Origin of the sequence: Colwellia sp. Arc7-D, from assembly GCF_003061515.1 — a bacterium.
Classification (GTDB): Bacteria; Pseudomonadota; Gammaproteobacteria; order Enterobacterales; family Alteromonadaceae; genus Cognaticolwellia.
Map to the genome: position 1 here is coordinate 1,570,014 of NZ_CP028924.1, position 20,098 is coordinate 1,590,111.

General features: G+C 37.8%; 13 protein-coding genes. 11 read left to right on the top strand and 2 right to left on the bottom strand.

Going from position 1 to position 20,098, the window contains the following annotated elements:
* Nucleotides 1–74: 74 nt before the first annotated feature.
* From glgB to DBO93_RS06810, 4 genes are all read left to right on the top strand, one after another.
* Entirely contained in the window at nucleotides 75–2,309 is a 2,235-nt protein-coding gene (gene glgB, locus DBO93_RS06795) for a 1,4-alpha-glucan branching protein GlgB (protein ID WP_108455639.1), read from the top strand.
* Between the two features lie 228 nt (nucleotides 2,310–2,537).
* Nucleotides 2,538–4,190: an alpha-D-glucose phosphate-specific phosphoglucomutase gene (locus DBO93_RS06800; RefSeq protein ID WP_108455640.1), complete on the top strand. Its 1,653-nt coding sequence runs from the start codon at nucleotides 2,538–2,540 to the stop codon at nucleotides 4,188–4,190.
* 72 nt (nucleotides 4,191–4,262) lie between these two features.
* Complete coding sequence (locus DBO93_RS06805; protein WP_108455641.1) at nucleotides 4,263–5,840, top strand: glycogen/starch synthase; 1,578 nt, start codon at nucleotides 4,263–4,265, stop codon at nucleotides 5,838–5,840.
* 213 nt (nucleotides 5,841–6,053) lie between these two features.
* Nucleotides 6,054–8,753: a M14 family metallopeptidase gene (locus tag DBO93_RS06810; RefSeq protein ID WP_108455642.1), complete on the top strand. Its 2,700-nt coding sequence runs from the start codon at nucleotides 6,054–6,056 to the stop codon at nucleotides 8,751–8,753.
* A gap of 196 nt (nucleotides 8,754–8,949) precedes the next feature.
* Here DBO93_RS06810 and DBO93_RS06815 read toward each other — a convergent pair whose 3' ends face one another.
* Both DBO93_RS06815 and DBO93_RS06820 read right to left on the bottom strand, forming a co-directional pair.
* Entirely contained in the window at nucleotides 8,950–9,465 is a 516-nt protein-coding gene (locus tag DBO93_RS06815) for a YgjV family protein (RefSeq protein WP_162533737.1), read from the bottom strand.
* A 78-nt stretch (nucleotides 9,466–9,543) separates the two neighbouring features.
* A complete protein-coding gene (locus DBO93_RS06820; RefSeq protein ID WP_343215952.1) occupies nucleotides 9,544–10,707 on the bottom strand; it encodes a multidrug effflux MFS transporter in 1,164 nt (387 codons plus the stop codon).
* A gap of 265 nt (nucleotides 10,708–10,972) precedes the next feature.
* Here DBO93_RS06820 and DBO93_RS06825 point away from each other — a divergent pair, with 265 nt between their 5' ends.
* From DBO93_RS06825 to DBO93_RS06855, 7 genes are all read left to right on the top strand, one after another.
* On the top strand, nucleotides 10,973–11,545 hold the full coding sequence (locus tag DBO93_RS06825; RefSeq protein WP_108455644.1) for a tRNA-(ms[2]io[6]A)-hydroxylase: 573 nt from the start codon (nucleotides 10,973–10,975) through the stop codon (nucleotides 11,543–11,545).
* Between the two features lie 99 nt (nucleotides 11,546–11,644).
* Nucleotides 11,645–12,922, top strand: a complete 1,278-nt coding sequence (locus tag DBO93_RS06830; RefSeq protein ID WP_204100659.1) for a hypothetical protein — start codon at nucleotides 11,645–11,647, stop codon at nucleotides 12,920–12,922.
* A 612-nt stretch (nucleotides 12,923–13,534) separates the two neighbouring features.
* The gene (locus DBO93_RS06835) at nucleotides 13,535–14,464 is read left to right on the top strand and encodes an AAA family ATPase (protein ID WP_108455646.1); all 930 of its coding nucleotides are present in this window, start codon (nucleotides 13,535–13,537) and stop codon (nucleotides 14,462–14,464) included.
* 163 nt (nucleotides 14,465–14,627) lie between these two features.
* Complete coding sequence (locus DBO93_RS06840; protein WP_108455647.1) at nucleotides 14,628–15,713, top strand: DUF58 domain-containing protein; 1,086 nt, start codon at nucleotides 14,628–14,630, stop codon at nucleotides 15,711–15,713.
* Nucleotides 15,714–15,720: 7 nt separating this feature from the next.
* Nucleotides 15,721–17,892: a DUF3488 and transglutaminase-like domain-containing protein gene (locus tag DBO93_RS06845; RefSeq protein WP_108455648.1), complete on the top strand. Its 2,172-nt coding sequence runs from the start codon at nucleotides 15,721–15,723 to the stop codon at nucleotides 17,890–17,892.
* 289 nt (nucleotides 17,893–18,181) lie between these two features.
* The gene (gene nhaA, locus DBO93_RS06850) at nucleotides 18,182–19,528 is read left to right on the top strand and encodes a Na+/H+ antiporter NhaA (protein WP_108455649.1); all 1,347 of its coding nucleotides are present in this window, start codon (nucleotides 18,182–18,184) and stop codon (nucleotides 19,526–19,528) included.
* Between the two features lie 123 nt (nucleotides 19,529–19,651).
* The gene (locus tag DBO93_RS06855) at nucleotides 19,652–20,029 is read left to right on the top strand and encodes a hypothetical protein (protein ID WP_108455650.1); all 378 of its coding nucleotides are present in this window, start codon (nucleotides 19,652–19,654) and stop codon (nucleotides 20,027–20,029) included.
* Nucleotides 20,030–20,098: the final 69 nt, after the last annotated feature.

Here is a 20,098-nt window from a genome sequence, read left to right on the forward strand (position 1 = left end):
AAAATGCAAACACATAAAAAATTAATGCATTTAAGTAATCGTATATAAAGTTAACGGTATACTAGGAAAATATAATGAAAAACCTAGCAAAAAGCTTGTTAGATAACGAAGAAGTTTCAGCAATAGTTAATGTAAAGCATAGAGATATTTTTTCCGTACTAGGCATACATAAACATCCAATGACCAGTGGTTTAATTGTTCGCGCATTTTTACCTGAAGCACTCAGTGTTGAGGTTATTGATACTAAAACTCAAGCTTTAGTCGCTGAACTTAATCAAGTTGATCAAGCGGGACTATTCGAAGGTAAATTAGGCCGAAAACGAAATGTTTTTGACTATCGTTTACGTGTTTTATATAAAAATGAAACTGTTATTGTTGACGACCCATACCGTTATCCTTCGTTATTAAAAAGTGAAGATCTCTACCTTTTTTGTGAAGGTACACATGAACAAGCTTATCAATGGATGGGCGCTCATGAAATTATCGTTGATAACGTTAAGGGCACACACTTTGTCGTTTGGGCTCCTGATGCTTCTCGTGTTTCGGTGGTAGGAGATTTCAATTTTTGGGATGGTCGACATCATGTTATGCGCAAGCATCCTGGCTCTGGTGTGTGGGAGATATTCCTACCTAATGTGTGTGCTGATGCCAGCTATAAATATGAAATTTCTGATAAGTATGAGCAAATTCAGCCATTAAAAGCTGACCCATATACACTTTCAATGCAATTAGCGCCTGAAACGGCCTCTAAAGTTAGCCAAAATAGTGAATATCAGTGGCAAGATTCGCAATGGATGAACGAGCGTGATAACGCATCTAATCATTATCATGGTGCTGTTTCAATTTACGAAGTGCACCTTGGCTCATGGAAAAGAAATTTAACTAATAGCAGCGATAATTCACATTCACCAAGTTACTTAACTTACCGTGAATTAGCTGAGCAGCTAGTACCTTATGTTGTTGAAATGGGGTTTACTCATCTGCAACTTATGCCAGTAAGTGAGTATCCTTTTGATGGTTCTTGGGGCTACCAGCCTATCGGACTTTTTGCGCCTACTGCCCGTTTTGGTAGTGCAGAAGACTTTAAATATTTTGTCGATAGTTGCCATCGCGCTGGTATTGGGTTGCTGCTAGATTGGGTGCCGGGCCATTTTCCTACTGATGAACATGGTACGGGTAAGTTTGATGGTTCATGCTTGTATGAACATGAAGATTTACGCAAAGGTTTCCATCCTGATTGGAAAACCCTTATTTATAACTATGGTCGCTCAGAAGTACAAAGTTATTTACTGAGTAACGCTATTTACTGGTTAGATCAATACCACATCGATGGTTTGCGTGTTGATGCCGTTGCTTCAATGTTGTATCTAGATTACAGCCGTGAAGCTGGCCAATGGTTGCCTAATGAGCATGGCGGCAGAGAAAATTTAGAAGCGATTGAGGTATTACAAAAAGTGAATACCCGTTCGTACGCAAAGCATCCTGGCGTTATGATGATTGCGGAAGAGTCAACTGCGTGGCCTGGTGTATCAAAACCGGTTGATACTGGCGGTTTAGGTTTTGGCTTCAAATGGAACATGGGTTGGATGAATGACACGTTGAAATATATGGAACGTGATCCTATTTATCGACAACATCATCATAACGAAATGACCTTCGGCTTAGTCTACAGTTTCAGTGAAAACTTTGTCTTACCTATTAGTCACGACGAAGTAGTGCATGGTAAAGGCTCGTTGTTAAATAAAATGCCCGGTGATGATTGGCAAAAATTTGCTAATTTACGCGCCTATTATGGTTTTATGTGGACTCATCCTGGTAAAAAACTATTGTTTATGGGCTGTGAATTTGCTCAACGTAAAGAGTGGAATCATGATCAAAGCTTAGATTGGCATTTACTTGAAAATGACAGTCATAAAGGCATGCAAACACTGATAAAAGATTTAAATCATACCTATAGAGGCATTCCTGCATTGCATGAACTTGATTGCGACGGTAATGGCTTTGAATGGTTAGATTCGCAAAACAGTGCGCAATCAATTTTGGTTTATTTACGCAAAGGCCAAGAAGGCACTGCACCTGCTTTAGTCGTTGTTAACCTAACACCGACAAGTTACGAAAACTTTGCTGTTGGTGTACCACAAGCTGGATTTTATCGAGAATGCTTAAATACCGACAGCAGTATTTATGGTGGTAGTAATGTTGGTAATGGTGGTGGTGTCAGCTCAGTAAATGAGGCATACGCTGGTCAAGAGAATAAAGTTTCTTTGTCAGTACCTCCGCTTGCGACGATGATTTTTGAATTACAGTAAAATAATAAAATTAAACTAACGTAATACAATTGCTTTGAAGATCGGACTTCAGTTCATCAATCGCTTAATAGGCTATTAATTTGATGGATTTATCAATGCTGAAACGGATATTGTTTTTTAAGCGGTATTAATGCCGCCAACCGTTATGTTGATAATAAACAAGATGGATTAAGTTCCGACCTACAAGTAATTTAAACGTATAAAAATAATATTTTTTAAGGGTAAGTTATGACAACTGAACATGTAATCAACGCTAAGCAAATAAAAACTCAAGCATTTACAGATCAAAAGCCAGGAACTTCAGGCCTTAGAAAAAAAGTTAAGCAATTTCAACAACCCGGTTATTTAGAGAACTTTGTTCAAGCCGTATTCAATACCATTGCGCCATGTGCAGGCAAAAAATTAGTTATTGGCGGTGATGGACGATTTTATAACCGTGAAGCGATACAAGTTATTATCAAAATGGCTGTAGCTAATGGGTTTTCTCATATTTTAGTTGGGCAGGGCGGTATTTTATCAACACCAGCAGCCTCTTGTGTAATACGAAAAAACAAGGCCTGCGGCGGTATTATTTTATCAGCGAGCCATAACCCTGGTGGTCCAGACGAAGATTTTGGTATTAAATTTAACGGTGAAAATGGCGGACCAGCACCAGAGAAATTAACCGATGCGATATTCGAACAAACTTTATCGATGGCGCAATATTTAACGATTGATACCGACGATATTGATCTTGATAACCTAGCAACACTGCAAATTGCACAATGCCAAATTGATGTTATTGACCCGGTAAGTGATTACGCTGACTTAATGGAATCTATGTTTGACTTTTCAGCAATGAAATCCTTAATCGCAAAAGGTGATTTTCGCCTTTGTTTCGACGCGATGCATGCTGTAAATGGTCCTTATGCAAAAGAAATTATTGAAAATCGCTTAGGTGCGCCCATTGGTTCAGTGATTAATGGCGTACCATTAACTGATTTCGGTGGTGGTCATCCTGATCCTAACTTAGTGCACGCACATGAATTAGTTGATTTAGTTTATGGTGAAGATGGCTTTGATTTTGGCGCCGCGTCAGACGGTGACGGCGATCGAAACATGGTGCTAGGTAAAGCGTTTTATATCAACCCTTGCGATAGTTTAGCGATATTAACGGCCAACGCGAGCCTAATTCCAGCCTATGCGAAAGGTATTGCTGGCGTTGCGCGTTCAATGCCAACAAGCAGAGCTGTTGATCGTGTAGCCGAAGCAATGAATATACCTTGCTATGAAACACCAACTGGTTGGAAGTTTTTTGGTAATTTATTAGATGCAGGCAAAATCACCTTATGTGGCGAAGAAAGTTTTGGTACTGGTTCTGATCATATTAGAGAAAAAGATGGTTTATGGGCAGTATTGTTCTGGCTTAATTTAATTGCCGTTAAACAACAACCGGTCAGTGAAATTGTTAAAAACCATTGGTTACAGTACGGTCGTGACTATTTTACTCGTCATGATTATGAAGCTGTAGACAGTGCCAATGCACATGAAATGATAGATCAGTTAAAAGCTAAAATCTCCACTTTACCGGGTCAGGAATTCTCAGGTGTTAAGATAACATCAGCAGACGACTTTGAGTACATTGACCCAGTAGATAGTAGTAAAACAACCGCACAAGGTGTTCGCATTTATTTAGAAAATGGCGGACGAATTGTCTTTAGGCTTTCAGGAACCGGAACACAAGGCGCCACATTGAGGGTTTACTTAGACTGTTATCAACAAGATACCGCTTTGTTAGCACAAGAAACACAACAAGCCTTGAGTGAATTAATTCAAATAGCGGAATCTGTTGCGGGTATTAAACAATTTACGGGTAGAACTCAGCCTGACGTTATTACATAACAGGCAATTTAAGCATATTAAAGCTAACTAATAATAAATACTAAGCAGTTAAAATAAAGTAAAAGGTATTAAATGAAAATATTAATGGCAGCCGCTGAAAATGATGCATTACCTCGCGGAAAAGTAGGTGGTATAGGTGATGTTGTTCGAGATATTCCTATTGCCCTAGGTAAAATTGACCAACAGGTAGATGTTGTTACGCCTGGCTACGGTGCCTTTTCTAAGTTAGAAGGAGCACAGCACGTAACTTCACTTGAGGTTACGTTTGGCTCACAACAAGAAAAAGTTGATATTTTCAAAGTCTCGTTTAAAAAGTCGGCAAAAAACGCATCGAAAAATGTAACGCAATGGGTCATTGAACATCCTTTATTTGCTATTGGCGGAGCAGGAAAAATTTACTGTGATGATCCAAGTAACAGACCTTTTGCCTCAGATGCCAGTAAATTTGCCTTATTCAGTGCTGCTGTTGCCAAAGCGGTTATTTGCGATGTTTTTGGTAAAATAGACGTATTACATTTACACGACTGGCATACCGCTATGGTGTCAGTACTGCGTGCTTTTGATCCTGAATACCAACAACTAAAAGCGATTAAAACCGTTTTCACTATTCATAATATTGCCTTGCAAGGTATTAGACCCTTTGATGGTGATGAATCTTCGTTAAAGGCTTGGTTTCCGTATTTAGCCTTTGATTATAGTAAAATTAACGACCCGCGTTATCACGATTGTTATAACCCGATGCGCGCTGGTATTACGTTGTCAGATAAAGTGCATGCCGTTTCGCCAACGTATGCAAAAGAAATATTATTGCCAAGTAATATTGAACAAGGACATTTTGGTGGTGAAGGTTTAGAGCATGACTTGCGCTTTGCGGCTGACACAGGCAGGTTGCACGGTATATTAAATGGTTGCGAATACCCTGAAATTACAAAAGCGCCACTTAAACTCAAAGCTTTACTAACATTATCAGCAAAAGAAGTGGTTAAATGGCTCGACGATAAACCGTTAGTTGATCAAGCACATTTAGTTGCCGCAACACGATTAGCACAAGTTGCTAATAAGCAGTATAAAAAGCAACCGTTAGTGTTAACTTCTGTGGGGCGTATTACCGATCAAAAAGTACGTTTATTTCAAGAAGTAATGCCCAATGGTAAAACAGCCTTAGAACACTTATTAGCCATATTAGCAGATGATGGCGTATTTATTTTATTAGGTAGTGGTGATAAAAAACTCGAAGAATTTTTAACCAAAATAGCGGTTAATCATAGTAACTTTATTTTTCTTAAAGGCTATTCTGAAGCCTTATCGATCAATATGTATAACTCTGGCGACTTATTTTTAATGCCAAGTTCATTTGAGCCTTGTGGTATTAGCCAAATGCTTTCAATGCGTGCAGGACAGCCTTGTTTAGCTCATAGTGTCGGAGGTTTAAGCGATACTATAAGCCATAACATGAATGGTTTTACTTTTAATGGTGATAACCCGCTTCAACAAGCTGAAAATATGCTCAGCTGTTTTCATTCCGTTTTGGCACTGAAAAAACATAGTCCAACAGAGTGGGCAACAATTTCTGATAATGCCTTAAAATCACGATTTTTATGGAGTGACGTTGCTCATGATTATATTAAGCACCTTTATAATAGTCACTAAATAGTAATTGAATCATCAATAAGCTGAAGCCATAAATTAATCACGAATAAACTCGTGATTGTTCATGCAGGGCATTCAGCTTATATTTTATAAATTTCATCGTTAAAGCCGATACGTAGACTCTTTTTTGACGTAGTATTTTAGTGAGATAGCACCTATGACTATATTCACTAAATCCTGATCTTACTTCAGGACTTCTGACCGAGAAATACTATGCTAAAAAAGTACGCCTACATCCTTTCTTCAATGCTTATTGGCTATATTTGTTCGTTGTCAGCTGTAGCTGAAACTACAGAGCAAATGTGGCCTGGAAGTCAATATAACCCCTTAATACCCACCTTTGAAAAAGTGCTAGGTTACAATGTAGGAGAACGCATTACTAACCATGGCGATATGTTACGATTTTTTGAAGCATTAGAACGTGCTGCGCCCGAGAAAATTAAACTATTTGAATACGGGCGAACATGGGAAGGTCGTAAACTTATTTATGCCGCCATAGGTAACCGTGATGTTATGGCAAACCTTGATGGTTTTGCTGACAAGATGCAAAAGCTGTCAGATCCAAGAATTACCGACAAAAGCGCTGCTAAAGCATTAATTGCCCAACTACCGTCTTCAGTTTGGTTGGGGTATGGCGTTCATGGTAATGAAATTAGCAGTACAGATGCCGCTATGATGACAGCGTATCATTTACTCGCTGCGCCGAATGAAGCCACTAATCGCAAAATTTTAAAAAACACTTTGGTATTTATTGACCCACTGCAAAACCCTGATGGACGTAACCGATTTACTAGTCGCTATTATGCTACTGTCGGTATGCAACACAGTGATGATAGATTAAGCGCCGAGCACAATGAACCTTGGCCAAGTGGTCGTTCAAACCATTACTTATTTGATATGAATCGAGATTGGTTAGCCATTACTCAGCCTGAAACCGCAGGTCGAATTCGTGCAATGAACCATTACCGTCCTTTAGTGGTGATTGATTTACATGAAATGGGCGGCGATAGCAGCTATTACTTTTCGCCAGCCGCACAACCTTTTAACCCGCATATGACCAAAACTCAAATTGAGAATATGACCGCGATCGGAAAAAATCATGGTAAACATTTTGACCGACTCGGGTTCGACTATTTTACTCGTGAAGTATTTGATGCTTTCTATCCCGGATATGGTGACAGCTGGCCAGTATTTTATGGTGCCTCAGCATCAACTTATGAAGTGTCTTCTTCGCGCGGTGAGCTATTCAAAAAGCAAAGTGGTGAAACTTTAACTTATAAAAATACGGTTCAACGACATTTTGTTGCGTCAATTTCAACCGCTGAAGGTGTAGCTGACAATCATCAAAAGCTACTTAACGACTATTACAATTATCAAACCAGTGCGATTAAAACCGGAAAAAATAACAAAGAACGCGTTTATATTTTACCCAATACACGCAATGTTGCGGGTAGCCATCGACTTGCAACGTTAATGGCGCAGCATGGTGTTGAAGTTAAACAAGCGGAAAAAGATTTTAAACAGTGTGGTAAAAACTATCAGGCAGGAGCCTACTTTATTGATACCGCTCAACCTAAAGGTCGCTTTGTTAAAACAACCTTTACCCAGCAGGTTGATATGTCAGCTGAATTTGTGAAAGAGCAAGAACGCCGCCGTGCGATAAAATTAGATGATGAGATCTATGATGTTACGGGCTGGTCATTACCATTAATGTTCGACGTAGATGTAGATACCTGTTCAAAAGCAGTAAAAGTTGCTAACCATGTTGTTGAAAGTAATGACAAACTCATAGGTAAGGTTGCGAACCCTGATGCTACTGTAGCCTATTTAGTCGCATGGGGTGATATGGCAGCGGGTAGATTTTTGACCGCTGCATTACAACAAAATATCACCATTAAAAGTGCTGATGAAGCGTTTACTTTAGCCGATAATCAAAAGTTTACTGCGGGTACGTTAATTATAGAAAAGCGCCGAAATGACGATAATTTAGCGGCTAAAATCATCGAAATAGCAAAAAATACTGGTGCGCAAGTTCAAGGGGTAGATTCAAGTTGGGTTACTCAAGGTCCAAGTTTTGGTAGTGGTAATACAGTGACAATGTCAGCGCCTAAAATCGCCATGGCGTGGGACAATCCAGTGAGTTCTTTAAGCGCGGGTAATACCCGTTTTGTTATTGAACGACAGTTTAATTACCCAGTTACGGCAATTCGCACGCATACCCTTAAAAGTGCCGATTTATCAAACTACCAAGTGCTAATTTTACCTTCTGGTGACTTTAAAGAAGTACTTGGGGTAAGTGGCGCTGACAATATTAAGCAATGGGTAAAACGTGGCGGCGTGTTAATCACACTCGGTCGAGCAACGCAATTTGCTGCTGAGCATGATATTGCCTTGCTTGATGTTAAAAGAGAACGTGCGTTTAAGGCTAAAGTAGACGATAAATCAACACCAGCAAAAGAGCTTGAAGGTGAGTCAATGGTTGATGGCCAGTTATTATCAACAAAATCTGAGCTTGTATTAGCCAGTGAAAATGTAAAAGAAAAACCTGATTTTGTTGCCGGAATATTAGCAAATATTGAAGTCGATCAAGAGCATTGGTTGACCGCAGGCGTCAATAAAAACCTCACGGCTATTGCCTATGGAAACGATATATATACGCCAATAAAATTAGCATCGGGTAAAAATTTGGCCTGGTTTAGTGATTCAGAAAGTGTTTTAGCGAGCGGTTATTTGTGGGCAGAGAATAAAAAACAATTAGCTTATAAACCCTACCTTATTCATCAACCGATGGGACGTGGCATGGTGATCGCTTTTACACAAGAGCCAACGACTAGAGCGTATTTAGATGGTTTGAATATTATGCTAATGAATACTATTTTTAGAGCTGCAGCGCATGCGAAACCGTTAAAATAATCCTAAGTTTTCGCCAGTAAGGTAAGGTCGGTTGGTTAATCGTTTATATAGCTGAAGTAGGTTAGTTTAATCAAGACTAGATCATACAATAGCAGCGCTAATGTAATCATCGCCATCAACTTAAATAAGTATAAATAAAGCGACGAATGTCGCTTTTTTTATGTCGCTATTTCAATTCGGAATCGATTTGGTAAGCTTACACAGACAATGTTGGAGCAGGTTTCTTGGCAATATAAAATCGATAGTAACCAATGCAGCTACTTACAACAAAAACAGTTTCTACGATTAACCCAACCGGAGAACCTAAAATAAAATTGTGAATAATCCAGAGTGTTCCGCCAGAAATCATCATTAATCGTAAAAACTTATCGTTATGGCTAAATGAACCTGTGGTGATCAAAATTGTTGCCATAAAACCTATAATACTTAATATGCCGTTATAGGTGCTGATGGTGATCAGTAAACTTAAGCTCAGTGAAGCTACTGAAATCCATTGGAACTTCCACTTAATGGAGATTAGAAAACGCACGCTAGAGAATAAAAATATGTAACCAGCCGTTGCCTGGTCAAGCAACAAATAATGAAAGCCATTAAAAAAACAACTAACAGATAACGACGCTAGAATATAATTTTTGTTTTTAAACTGCATGGCGCAACACTCAATGATCAGCGTTACGGTAACGAGTAATTGTGAAAGTAAAAAATCAGACATAGTCATTTTTCAGTCATAATGATGGAACTAAAACCATTCAATTTTGAGCTAAATTGAATGGTTTAAGAATTTAAGAGTTTAAAACTGATCTAGCAGAATATGTTTTTTTACTTGCGGTAATTTCCATATTATAAATACTGGGATAACACTCAACATTAATAAGGTTAATTGCTCTGCTTCATTTATTGGTAAAGACTGTAATAAGTAAACAATAACCGCTGAACCACTCATCTGCATAAAACCTAATAGTGCTGAGGCAGAACCTGCTTTCTCACCAAAAGGTGCAAGTGCTTGACCTGCACATGCTCCCATCAAGAACGAAAAGCCAAGAGAACTCACCATTACAGGTAACATAAACGCACTAGGCATTTGCCAAGGTAATAAAGTTAACATTAACAATCCGGCAAATATGATTAATAGCATGCCAAAGCCTACGGTTATTCTGGCACCATATTTTCTTAAAAACTTAGGCGCGAGAAAACAAGCCACAATGTTAATTGCCGCATTGATACTAAACCAATAAACAAAGCTCTGCTGATCTAAGCCTAAATGCACCATTAACCAAGCTGGGGAACTGCTCACATAAGCAATAATAATCGCCATCGATAACATAACGAGTAAAGCATTAAATAGAAAAACGGGGTGTTTTATTACCGATGTAAAGTGTGACAAAGAAATCAGTTTTATATGTTTTTCTGTATTCGGTGGTCTAGTTTCTTTAAGCGTGAAAAATAAGATTAAACCCGCAAAAACAGCATAGCCAGTCATAAACTCAAAGTTACTGCGCCAACCAAAGTTTTCAGTTAAAACATTACCCAACAAGGGAGCAAGGGCGGGAATACAACAAATGGCGCTATTTAAATAAGAGTACATAACGCCACTTTCAATGGCATTGTATTTATCACGTACACTTGCAAAAGCAGAAACAACAATTGCACAGGCACCAAAACCTTGCAGTAAACGACTAGCAAGAAAAAAGCCCAAACTATCGGAATAAGCTGCCATGATAGAAGCCAAACCATAAATTATGATACCGCCCATAGCAATGGGACGACGGCCATAACGGTCTGCAAGTGGGCCGGTGATTAACTGACCAAACCCCATACTCAAAATAAATATCGATATGCTCCACTGAATTTGATTCATAGGAACCACGAACTCTTCTGCCATTAAAGGCAAAGCAGGTAAAAAAATGTCGATGGCTAAGGGGCTAAAAATAACCATTAAAATCAAAAGGGGAATAGTTTTTTATTTGTCATTTTAGTCTCAATTATGATGACTGCGCAGTATAAGATATTGCCGTGATGAGCAGAAGAGAATTCTTGTTAAATTACGTTAACGTCTAAATATATTACGCTTGTGGTGCATGATACTAATATTGTTTTTGAGCAGCAAAGTTGACGACGATGTTAATATTACGCTGATTAAAGTATTTTCTTGTCGCACATTTTTAGGCGTGTAAAATAGCGTCATTATTTATTACCTCTACAATCAGTAAAAATTATCTATGTTCGAACTAAAATACCAAACACCTAAAGCTTGGGCCGAGGTCGTGCTAAATGACTTTGATGCATTTCTAACTGATCATGCTGCAGCTGAAAAAAAAGCCTCAGGCATGGCCATGTCAATGATCTCACATTATCCAGATCGTAAATCTGTTGTAAAAGCGATGGCTGATTTAGCCATTGAAGAGCTAATTCACTTTAAACAGGTATTAAAATTAATTTATGCCCGCGGTGGACAATTAGGCGCTGATGAAAAAGACCCTTACATTAACCAAATAAGAAAAGTATTTCGAAATGGTAGTGATGTGTTTTTTATGGACCGATTAGTTGTGGCTGGTGTTATTGAAGCGCGTGGCCACGAAAGATTTTCGTTAATTGCACAAGCCTTACCAGAAGGCAAAGATAAAGATTTTTATCAAGCCATTGCTAAATCTGAAGAAAAGCATAAAAACCTATTTATTGAATTAGCATATGAGTACTTTGATAAAGCAGAAGTTGATCAACGTTTAGACGAAGTTTTAGATATTGAAGCCGATATTTGTTCGGCATTACCATTTAGAGCCGCGTTGCATTAATCAATTACAATTTTCCCTTAGCTAATGATAACGTCCTATTTTTAGCTAAGCTGATTGACCGAGAATATTGACCGATTATTTTCTGAGGCCAAAAGTAAAATGAGTAAAAATATTGCTGATCTTCAACAGCACAAAACATCGGCTAAATATCTTACTCATTATGCTGAGCCTGAAGTCTTATCGTTAGCAACATTCCCAGAAAAAAACTGCTATCAACACGTCATTGTTATTCCTGCATTTCAAGAGTCAGTACAATTTATTGAACGTTTTATCGACTCAGTACTTGTCGAACAACAGTGCTTAGTTATTGTGGTTATTAATCAACCCGACAATGACTTTGGTCGTCAGCATCAGCAAGACCAAATTGATTTATCACAGCACATTGAACAACAGGGTCAAGTAGCTTGGCAGCAAGATAATTTGCGCCTTATTGAGCTTTACTTTGAAAACCAAAACCAAAACCAAAACCAAAACCAAAAAGCTAATTCCGCGCTATTAATTGTTGATCGTTATAGTGTTCCCATTCCTGTTGAACAAGGGGTAGGCTTAGCAAGAAAAATTGGCGCAGATCTAGCAGTTAAGTTATCGGTCACAGGGAATATATTTTCTTCTTGGGTACATTCAACTGACGCAGACGCGCATCTTCCAAACAATTATTTAGCCGCTCATAAACAGAGTAATACCACCTTAAAACAAGCCGTAGCAACGTGTTGCAATTTTTTTCATCACAGTGACGAAACCTTAATACATCAAGCAAACCTTCAATATGAAAATGCCTTACGCTATTACGTTGCCGGTTTAAAATACGCAGCATCACCGTATGCCTATTTTACCATTGGCAGTATTTTATCTTTTGATCTGCTTGCCTATTGTCAGGCTCGAGGCTTTCCTAAACGTAGTGCAGGAGAAGATTTTTACCTGTTAAATAAGCTAGCGAAACTTGGTGAAGTGACTTACTTAGATGATGTCGTGATAAAACTCGATGCAAGACCTTCACAGCGCGTGCCTTTTGGTACAGGTCCCGCAGTGCAAAATATAATGCAACTTGGGGCACAAGGCATCGCTTATCAATATTATAACCCACAAATTTTTGTCGCGTTAAAAGCAACGTTAAAAGCTTTTGATAGCTTATGGGAAAATAGACAGCAACCAGAGGTTTGGCTCGCTGAATTATCTGAAATAAACCAACAAGCTTTAATCAATATCGGATTACTTTCATTTATCACTAAGCAAGCTTCTGCAAAAAAAGTACAATTTGAAAAACAATTGATCGTATGGTTCGATAGTTTTAAAACCTTGAAATTTATTCATGCGCTGCGTGATCTTGGCCTATCAAACATGTCACTAGAACAAGCGATAGCTGACGCGCCTTTTTAACTTTTAATAGCCTGAAATCTTGTATTACGAAAAAAATCATTTAAGTCAGGGTAACTGGCTCACTAAAAGTTAACTAAAAATAAGCTTAGTTAACAAGTGGGAGTTGTCTTCCTTGCCGAAGATAGCTGTCACTTCATTTCATTTTATCTTGTTTGTAAATACCTAAATTCAATGCCTTTTTTATGTCAAACCCCATATAAATAGTAGTGGGGTTTTCCTTGGGTTTGCTTGCTATTAATTTGTTTTGCTCGAAAAATTAATATGTTACTGTTTAAGTATATGGAATAACACCAGACTGAAGCGTGCTAGTGTTAATCTAAAATTAAAATTAAAAATAAAAATGATTGAACCACTTATTATAGCCGACTTAGATAACCGGCTTAGAAAAAGACGTTAGCATTAGCTACTCTTTAACAGAATACTATAAGTTGATCCTTAGTGATTGGACTTTATAACTCGACAGTTTTAAGAATGTTCTAATTTTTGAGAAAACATTTTATACAGTAAAAAATACCATGGCATTATAGAGTTTCAGTAACTTGGTGTTTATTTCTCTTGGTAATCATTAAATACTTAATTAAGCTGATAACTCAACATTAAGGGACGACACATATGCAAACCGTAGTTGCAGAGATACTGGCTCAAATAGAATCGGTGGTAATTGGCAAGTCTCATCAAGTCAAATTAGCCTTGGCGTGTTTGTTAGCTAAAGGCCATATTTTAATCGAAGATTTACCTGGCATGGGTAAAACAACCTTAGCTAACACCTTGGCGTTAACACTCGGGTTGTCGTATCAGCGTATTCAGTTTACTTCCGATCTAATGCCTTCAGATGTTATTGGTATTGCTATTTTTGATGAAACCAGTAAATCATTTCAATTGCATCCTGGGGCTATTTTTAATCAAGTGGTTTTAGCTGATGAAGTTAACCGCGCAAGTCCTAAAACCCAAAGTGCCTTGCTAGAAGCTATGGAAGAAGGTCGAGTGAGTGTAGATGGTGTTACGCATCAATTACCTGCACCATTTTTTGTTATTGCGACACAAAATCCCATGTCGCATGCCGGTACTTATCCTTTGCCTGAGTCACAACTAGACCGTTTTATGATGCGACTTTCTTTAGGGTTTCCTAGTATTGATGCTGAACGTGAAATTTTAAAATCAACGGCCTCGCATCGTGATGTAGCTGACATTAAACCTTTTTTACAAGTTGAACAATTACGAGAAATACAGCAGCATATCTCCAGTGTACGTGTTTCGCCTGCTATTGTTGATTATGTTATTGCTTTATGTCGAGTCAGCCGATTAAACGAGTCAAAAGCTAAAGCGTTATCTCCGCGTGCCGGCAAAGCATTATTAGCTGCGGCTAAATCGTGGGCGTTTATGGATAATCGTGACTATGTAACTCCTGAAGATATTCAAGCGGTATTTTCGCCCGTTTGTGAACATAGATTAGCACCTCAACAACATCATATTTTTGAGCAAGCAGATGAAATATCTCGGCAAATATTATCGCAAGTTGACCCAACGAACCCGCTAGGCTAATTGCGTTTAAGCTATAAATTAAGTTAAATGTTCTTTTTAGCTCAATTATCTAACTTAATTATCTAGCTCGATTTATCTAACTCAGTTTATTTAAGTCGAGCTATCAAATCAGCACCATGATAACTAGATGTTGAGTAAACAATTAAATGAGGAGGGGAACTAATTGTTAAGCACGCAAAAATTCACCGTATTTTCTTCGTTTAAAGCTGCATGTAAAAGTGCCCTTAACAAGCGTTTTAATACTTGGCTTGCACGTCGTATTCCTCAGCATAGTAGGCAAGTGATTAATCATCGCAATATTTTTATCATACCCACGCGTTTTGGTGCAGGTTTGATGATGTTTATGTTGTTGTTATTTTTACTGGGGACGAACTATCAAAATAACGTGATTATATTGATCAGCTATTTACTGGTTAGTTTGTTTATTGTGATATTGCTCCACAGCTTTTTTAACCTTTCAGGCTTAAAATTTCAGGCAACACATGCTGTACAAGGTTTTGTTGACGAGCAACTGTATTTTCCGTTGGTGGTTACTAGCAATAAAGTGCGCTTTAATATCAGCTTTTCTTTTGATCAAGTGCCAGCAACGTTTGATAACCGTGCAAGCGATAAAAAAGTGGCCGAAGAAAAATCGACTAAAGGTCAATCTAACCAATCCAGCCAAGTCACACTGACAGAGATAATCCTTGGTGATAATAATATCCGAATACCTTATCGTATTTGCAAACGCGGTGAATATTCACTTGGCAGGCTTTTAATTATTAGTGAGTTTGGCTTTGGCTTATTTAAAACATGGACACGATTAGATTTCGCTCAACAGGTTACCGCTTTTCCTAAACCTATTGCCAATGCTTTAACTGAAAAACAACAAAGTATTGCAGGTGAAACGGTAGAAAATAACACAGAAAGCTATCAAGACAGCTTTCAGCCGGGCCAAGACGAATTTCATCAATTACAACATTATCAATTAGGTGAGCCTCTAAGTAGGGTCGCATGGAAGCATGTGGCTCGTGGGCAAGGTTGGTTAACAAAACAATACCAACAGGCGCTATCAGGAAAGCTACAATTAGACTTTTCGCAATTACCTGCGGGCTCAGTTGAGCAACGCTTAAGCTGGTTAAGTTATGCGATTAAAGATTGTAGCGATAAGCAGATTGCCTTCTCGTTGAAGTTGCCTGATCAAGTGGTTGAATATGACCAAAGTTCACAACATACCTTAAAATGCTTAACCGCATTAGCACGATATTGAGTGCATAATGATTAAAACCACGATACAAACTCTTAAACAAAAACCTAAAGCTAGCAAAGGTTTAAAGGTGATTGTTGAGCATAAACTTAAGCTCAATAGTAAAATGTATTTTGGCTTATTATTTTTTCAACTGCTTAACCTTTTAACCCTAGTGCAACAATTTAACGTAGCTTATTTACTCTTTGCCCTTTTTGCCTTAATACTGCAGTTTACAGTTCACTTTAGAGCATCTCGTAAAGCGAGCTCAATATCAAACCAAGCTTTAATTTTATATAGCGCACCTAAAATATTACCGTCTTGGCTAATCTTATTATTAGCAGTGTCAGGTAGTGTGGCTATTGCTGTTGCAGGGCAAACGTTAGGCCTGTTACTCAGTATGATCCACTTATTATGCTTTGCTTATAGTTTAAAAATGTTTGAAATAACGAGTCGTAAAGATTTATATCAACTGGTTGTGTTAGGTATTTTTGTGGCTACCTCATCCTTAATTTTTATCCAATCTATCTACTTTTCAATCGCGGTTATAATTTTAGTGCTAGGAAATTTCTGGATTTTAATTAATTTATTTACTCCGACTCTACAGGTTTCTGTGCAGGCTAAATTATTAGCAAAGCTCAGTGTTTTTTCAGTGCCTTTAGCGGTCATTTTATTTGTAACTTTCCCCAAATTAAGTCCATTTTGGCAAGTGCCTAATGTTGAATCAGCAAAGGTAGGTTTGTCTGACAGTGTAAAAATTGGTGATATTGCACAGTTAGCTTTGTCTGATGAATTGGCCTTTAGGGTGAGTTTTCAAAATAATAATCCTAAACATGCTCAGTTGTATTGGCGTGCCATGGTTTTAGACGATTTTGACGGCGTAACTTGGCGACAAGGAGGGCGTAAAAAAGGACAACAGAATAATCATGAACATGGCTCAGCAAGTATTAGCCATGCTAACAGTTCGACAGATGTTGAGATAAATGGAACGGGTTTAAGTTATCAAGTTATTGCAGAACCAAGTTTTCAATCTTGGTTATTTGCACTTGATTTCGCGACTAGTGAACAAGGAAATATCGCACAAAGAAATGATTATGCTTTGTTTTATCGTGGCATTATTAGTCAAACATTAAGTTATCAAGTGACGAGTTACCCTGAAGCGATACTGGCGCCGAAGTTAACGCAAGAAAGCCGTGCATTGAATTTGACATTAAGTAGCGACAATAACCCCAAGTTGCTAGCTAAAGGCGAACAATTGCGTCAGCAATACAGTGACGACAGTCAGTTAATTAATCATGTGTTAGCTGAATTCAATCAAAAGGATTACTTTTACACTCTTCAACCACCACGGTTAAATAATAATAGTTTAGATGAATTTTATTTCGATACACAGGCAGGATTTTGTGAACATTATGCCAGCTCATTTACCTATTTAATGCGCGCCGCTGGTATTCCAGCTCGCATGGTTGTGGGTTATTTGGGTGGTGAATTCAATTCTAGTGGTAATTATTTAAGTGTATATCAGCGCAATGCCCATGCTTGGTCTGAGGTATGGCTTCCTGAAAGTGGTTGGCAGCGAGTTGATCCAACAGCAGCGGTAGATCCTGAACGTGTAGAAAGCGGATTTTCAAACAATTTAATGCAGGAGTACAACCATTTATCTTCGGGACTTTTCTCGATGCAAGCTTTACGGTCAATGTGGTGGTATAAACAACTCAAAATGCAAATTGACGCCATTGACTATCAATGGACTCGATGGGTTATTGGTTACACAGGCCAAAAGCAATCACGTGTAATGGCAAAGCTGCTAGCTAGTTTAAAAGAAGGTAAAAATATATTCTATTTTATACTGACTTTAATCGTAATTGCTTTATTCGTTTATGTTTATAAGTCAGTGAAAGTAAAGCAGCGAACTGATGATAAAATCAAGGCACTTTATTTAAAAACATTAGCATTATTAGCACAACATAATCTCGCGAAAGTAAAGTCAATGACAGCGCAACAGTTTGACGATTTTATTGCTAAAACACAGCCTGATTTATCTGAAGATTTTTCAATAATATCAAGAGGGTTTACACAATTAGCTTATCAAAGTTTTGATGGTATAAGCCAACAAGCATACAATAATCATTTAGCAAAATTACAAACAAGCTATCGGCGTTTGCGCTGGCAATTATGGTTAGCTAAATTAAGTATTAATTAAAGGTAAAGGTAAAGGTAAAGGTAAAGGTAAAGGATTAAGTATTATCGCTAAAAACAACACTGTTCCTGTTTGATTTTAGCTAAACTATACTTGTTGTCGTACATTTTAATAAACAAATTTAATATTTGACTGTTTTTTGCACAGCCCTTGAAACTTTAAAATTTGCATAGCTATGATATTGTTAAACTAATAAATATTAAGGTTGTGTTAATCGTTAGTACTTTGACCTTATATGACTACCAATGTTTTTTTTAAACACTAACTTAAATCAATGAAGTGAGGAGACTCGATGTCTGACAATGATAAAAATGTATTAGAGCGTGGTTTAGAAAATATTCAGCCACAATTCTCCAGTTTTATTCGTGCCCAAACAACTTCAAGTTTGTTTCTTCTAATGTCCACCATTGTTGCATTATGGTGGGCGAACTCTATTTATTCAGCAAGTTATGTGAATTTAGTGCACACACCCGTTGGTTTGCTTTTTGGCGATTTTGAATTTAAAGCCTCACTCAAGCACATTATTAATGATGGCCTAATGGTGATTTTCTTCTTTTTACTGGGCCTAGAAATAAAACGCGAAGTATTGGTAGGTGATTTAGCTCAACCTGAAAATCGTCGCATGCTAATTTTATGTGCTTTGGGCGGTATGATCTCTCCAGCATTAATTTATTCTATGTTTAACTACTCCCTAGACTCACAAATCGGTTGGGGTATTCCCATGGCCACTGACACCGCTTTTGCTTTAGGTGTGCTTACTATTGTGAGAAAACACATACCTGCCAGTCTTTTAGCGTTTATTGTTGGACTTGCCATAGTTGACGATGTTGGGGCAATACTGGTTATTGCAATTTTCTACACAGAGCAAATTTCTGTAATGTACCTGTCGAGCGCATTTGCTCTCGTCGCTTTTTTAGCCATTGCTAATTATGCTGGTGTACGACAACCGTTGTTTTATATTGTTATTAGTATTATTACTTGGCTTCTTATGCTCAAAACGGGAGTCCATCCTACTGTTGCCGGTGTAGCCATTGCCTTAACGGTACCTGCTAGACCAGAAGTTGCATCAGGTAAGTTAGTCAAAAAAGCAAAATCAATTATTAAATCAATCGAGAAAAAACCACAATCGGTTGATGTGCTCGGTAATAAAGATGATCACGATGAAATATTAAAAGTGCGCGATGTAGCTGAAGAAGCCAGTACGCCACTGCGCCGATGGGAAGGTGCATTGCATTTGCCTGTTTCATTATTTATTTTGCCTTTGTTTGCTTTAACTAACGCGGGTGTTGTAGTCAGTTTCAGCTCCTTTGGCGCGAGCTTACAAAGCCCGGTTGGTTTAGGTATTATTTCTGGCTTAGTACTAGGTAAATTTATTGGTATTTCTGGTGCTTGTTGGTTAGCTCTGCGTTATAAATTGGGTAGCTTACCTAGTGGCGTTAACTTTCAACATGTTATAGGTGCTTCGCTAATAACGGGGATTGGTTTTACCATGTCTACTTTTATTGCCATGTTGGGATTTGACGGACAACCAGAGCAATTACAATATGCCAAAACCGCGATATTAATTGGCTCTGTAGTTGCGGCTGTTTTAGGTGCTATTTATTTGCGAGTTATTTCGACAAAACAGAGCCAAGAATAAATATATTTAATTCATTATGATAAAAAGAATCGAGCGTATGTAATTTGAAAGGCCATTATCATTTTAAAAATGATAATGGCCTGCTTTGCTTTAACGGAAATTAAAGGCTAGTTAATAGGAAAAATGGAACCTAATTACTCAACGTATACTTTAGATGAGTTAATCGATGTTGAAAGTCACATCGATAAAGTTATTTATCCTGAAAGGTATAAACAGGTTTGTGAGCAAATAACACTTAAACAAAATGATCCTAAAGTAGCTGATGAAATTAAATTAAACGGCAAAGTTGCTAAGGTAAATAGATTACTTTACCTCGTCGCATTCTTTTGGTTTTTTGCTTTTTTTACTCTACTAACTGGTGAGTTTAGGCTTAAGGGTTACAGTGCTTATTATGAAGGTAATACTATAGGTTTTTTCTGTGGTGTTGTGCTTTATTTTAGCCTTGGATTACTGATTTACATAAAGTACATGAATCAAAGTAGGAAAATAATTAGCCAATAAAATTGGTTAGTTTATTCAAGCAATATTACAGACTGTTTTTTAGGATAACACCAGCCTACACAACAATTA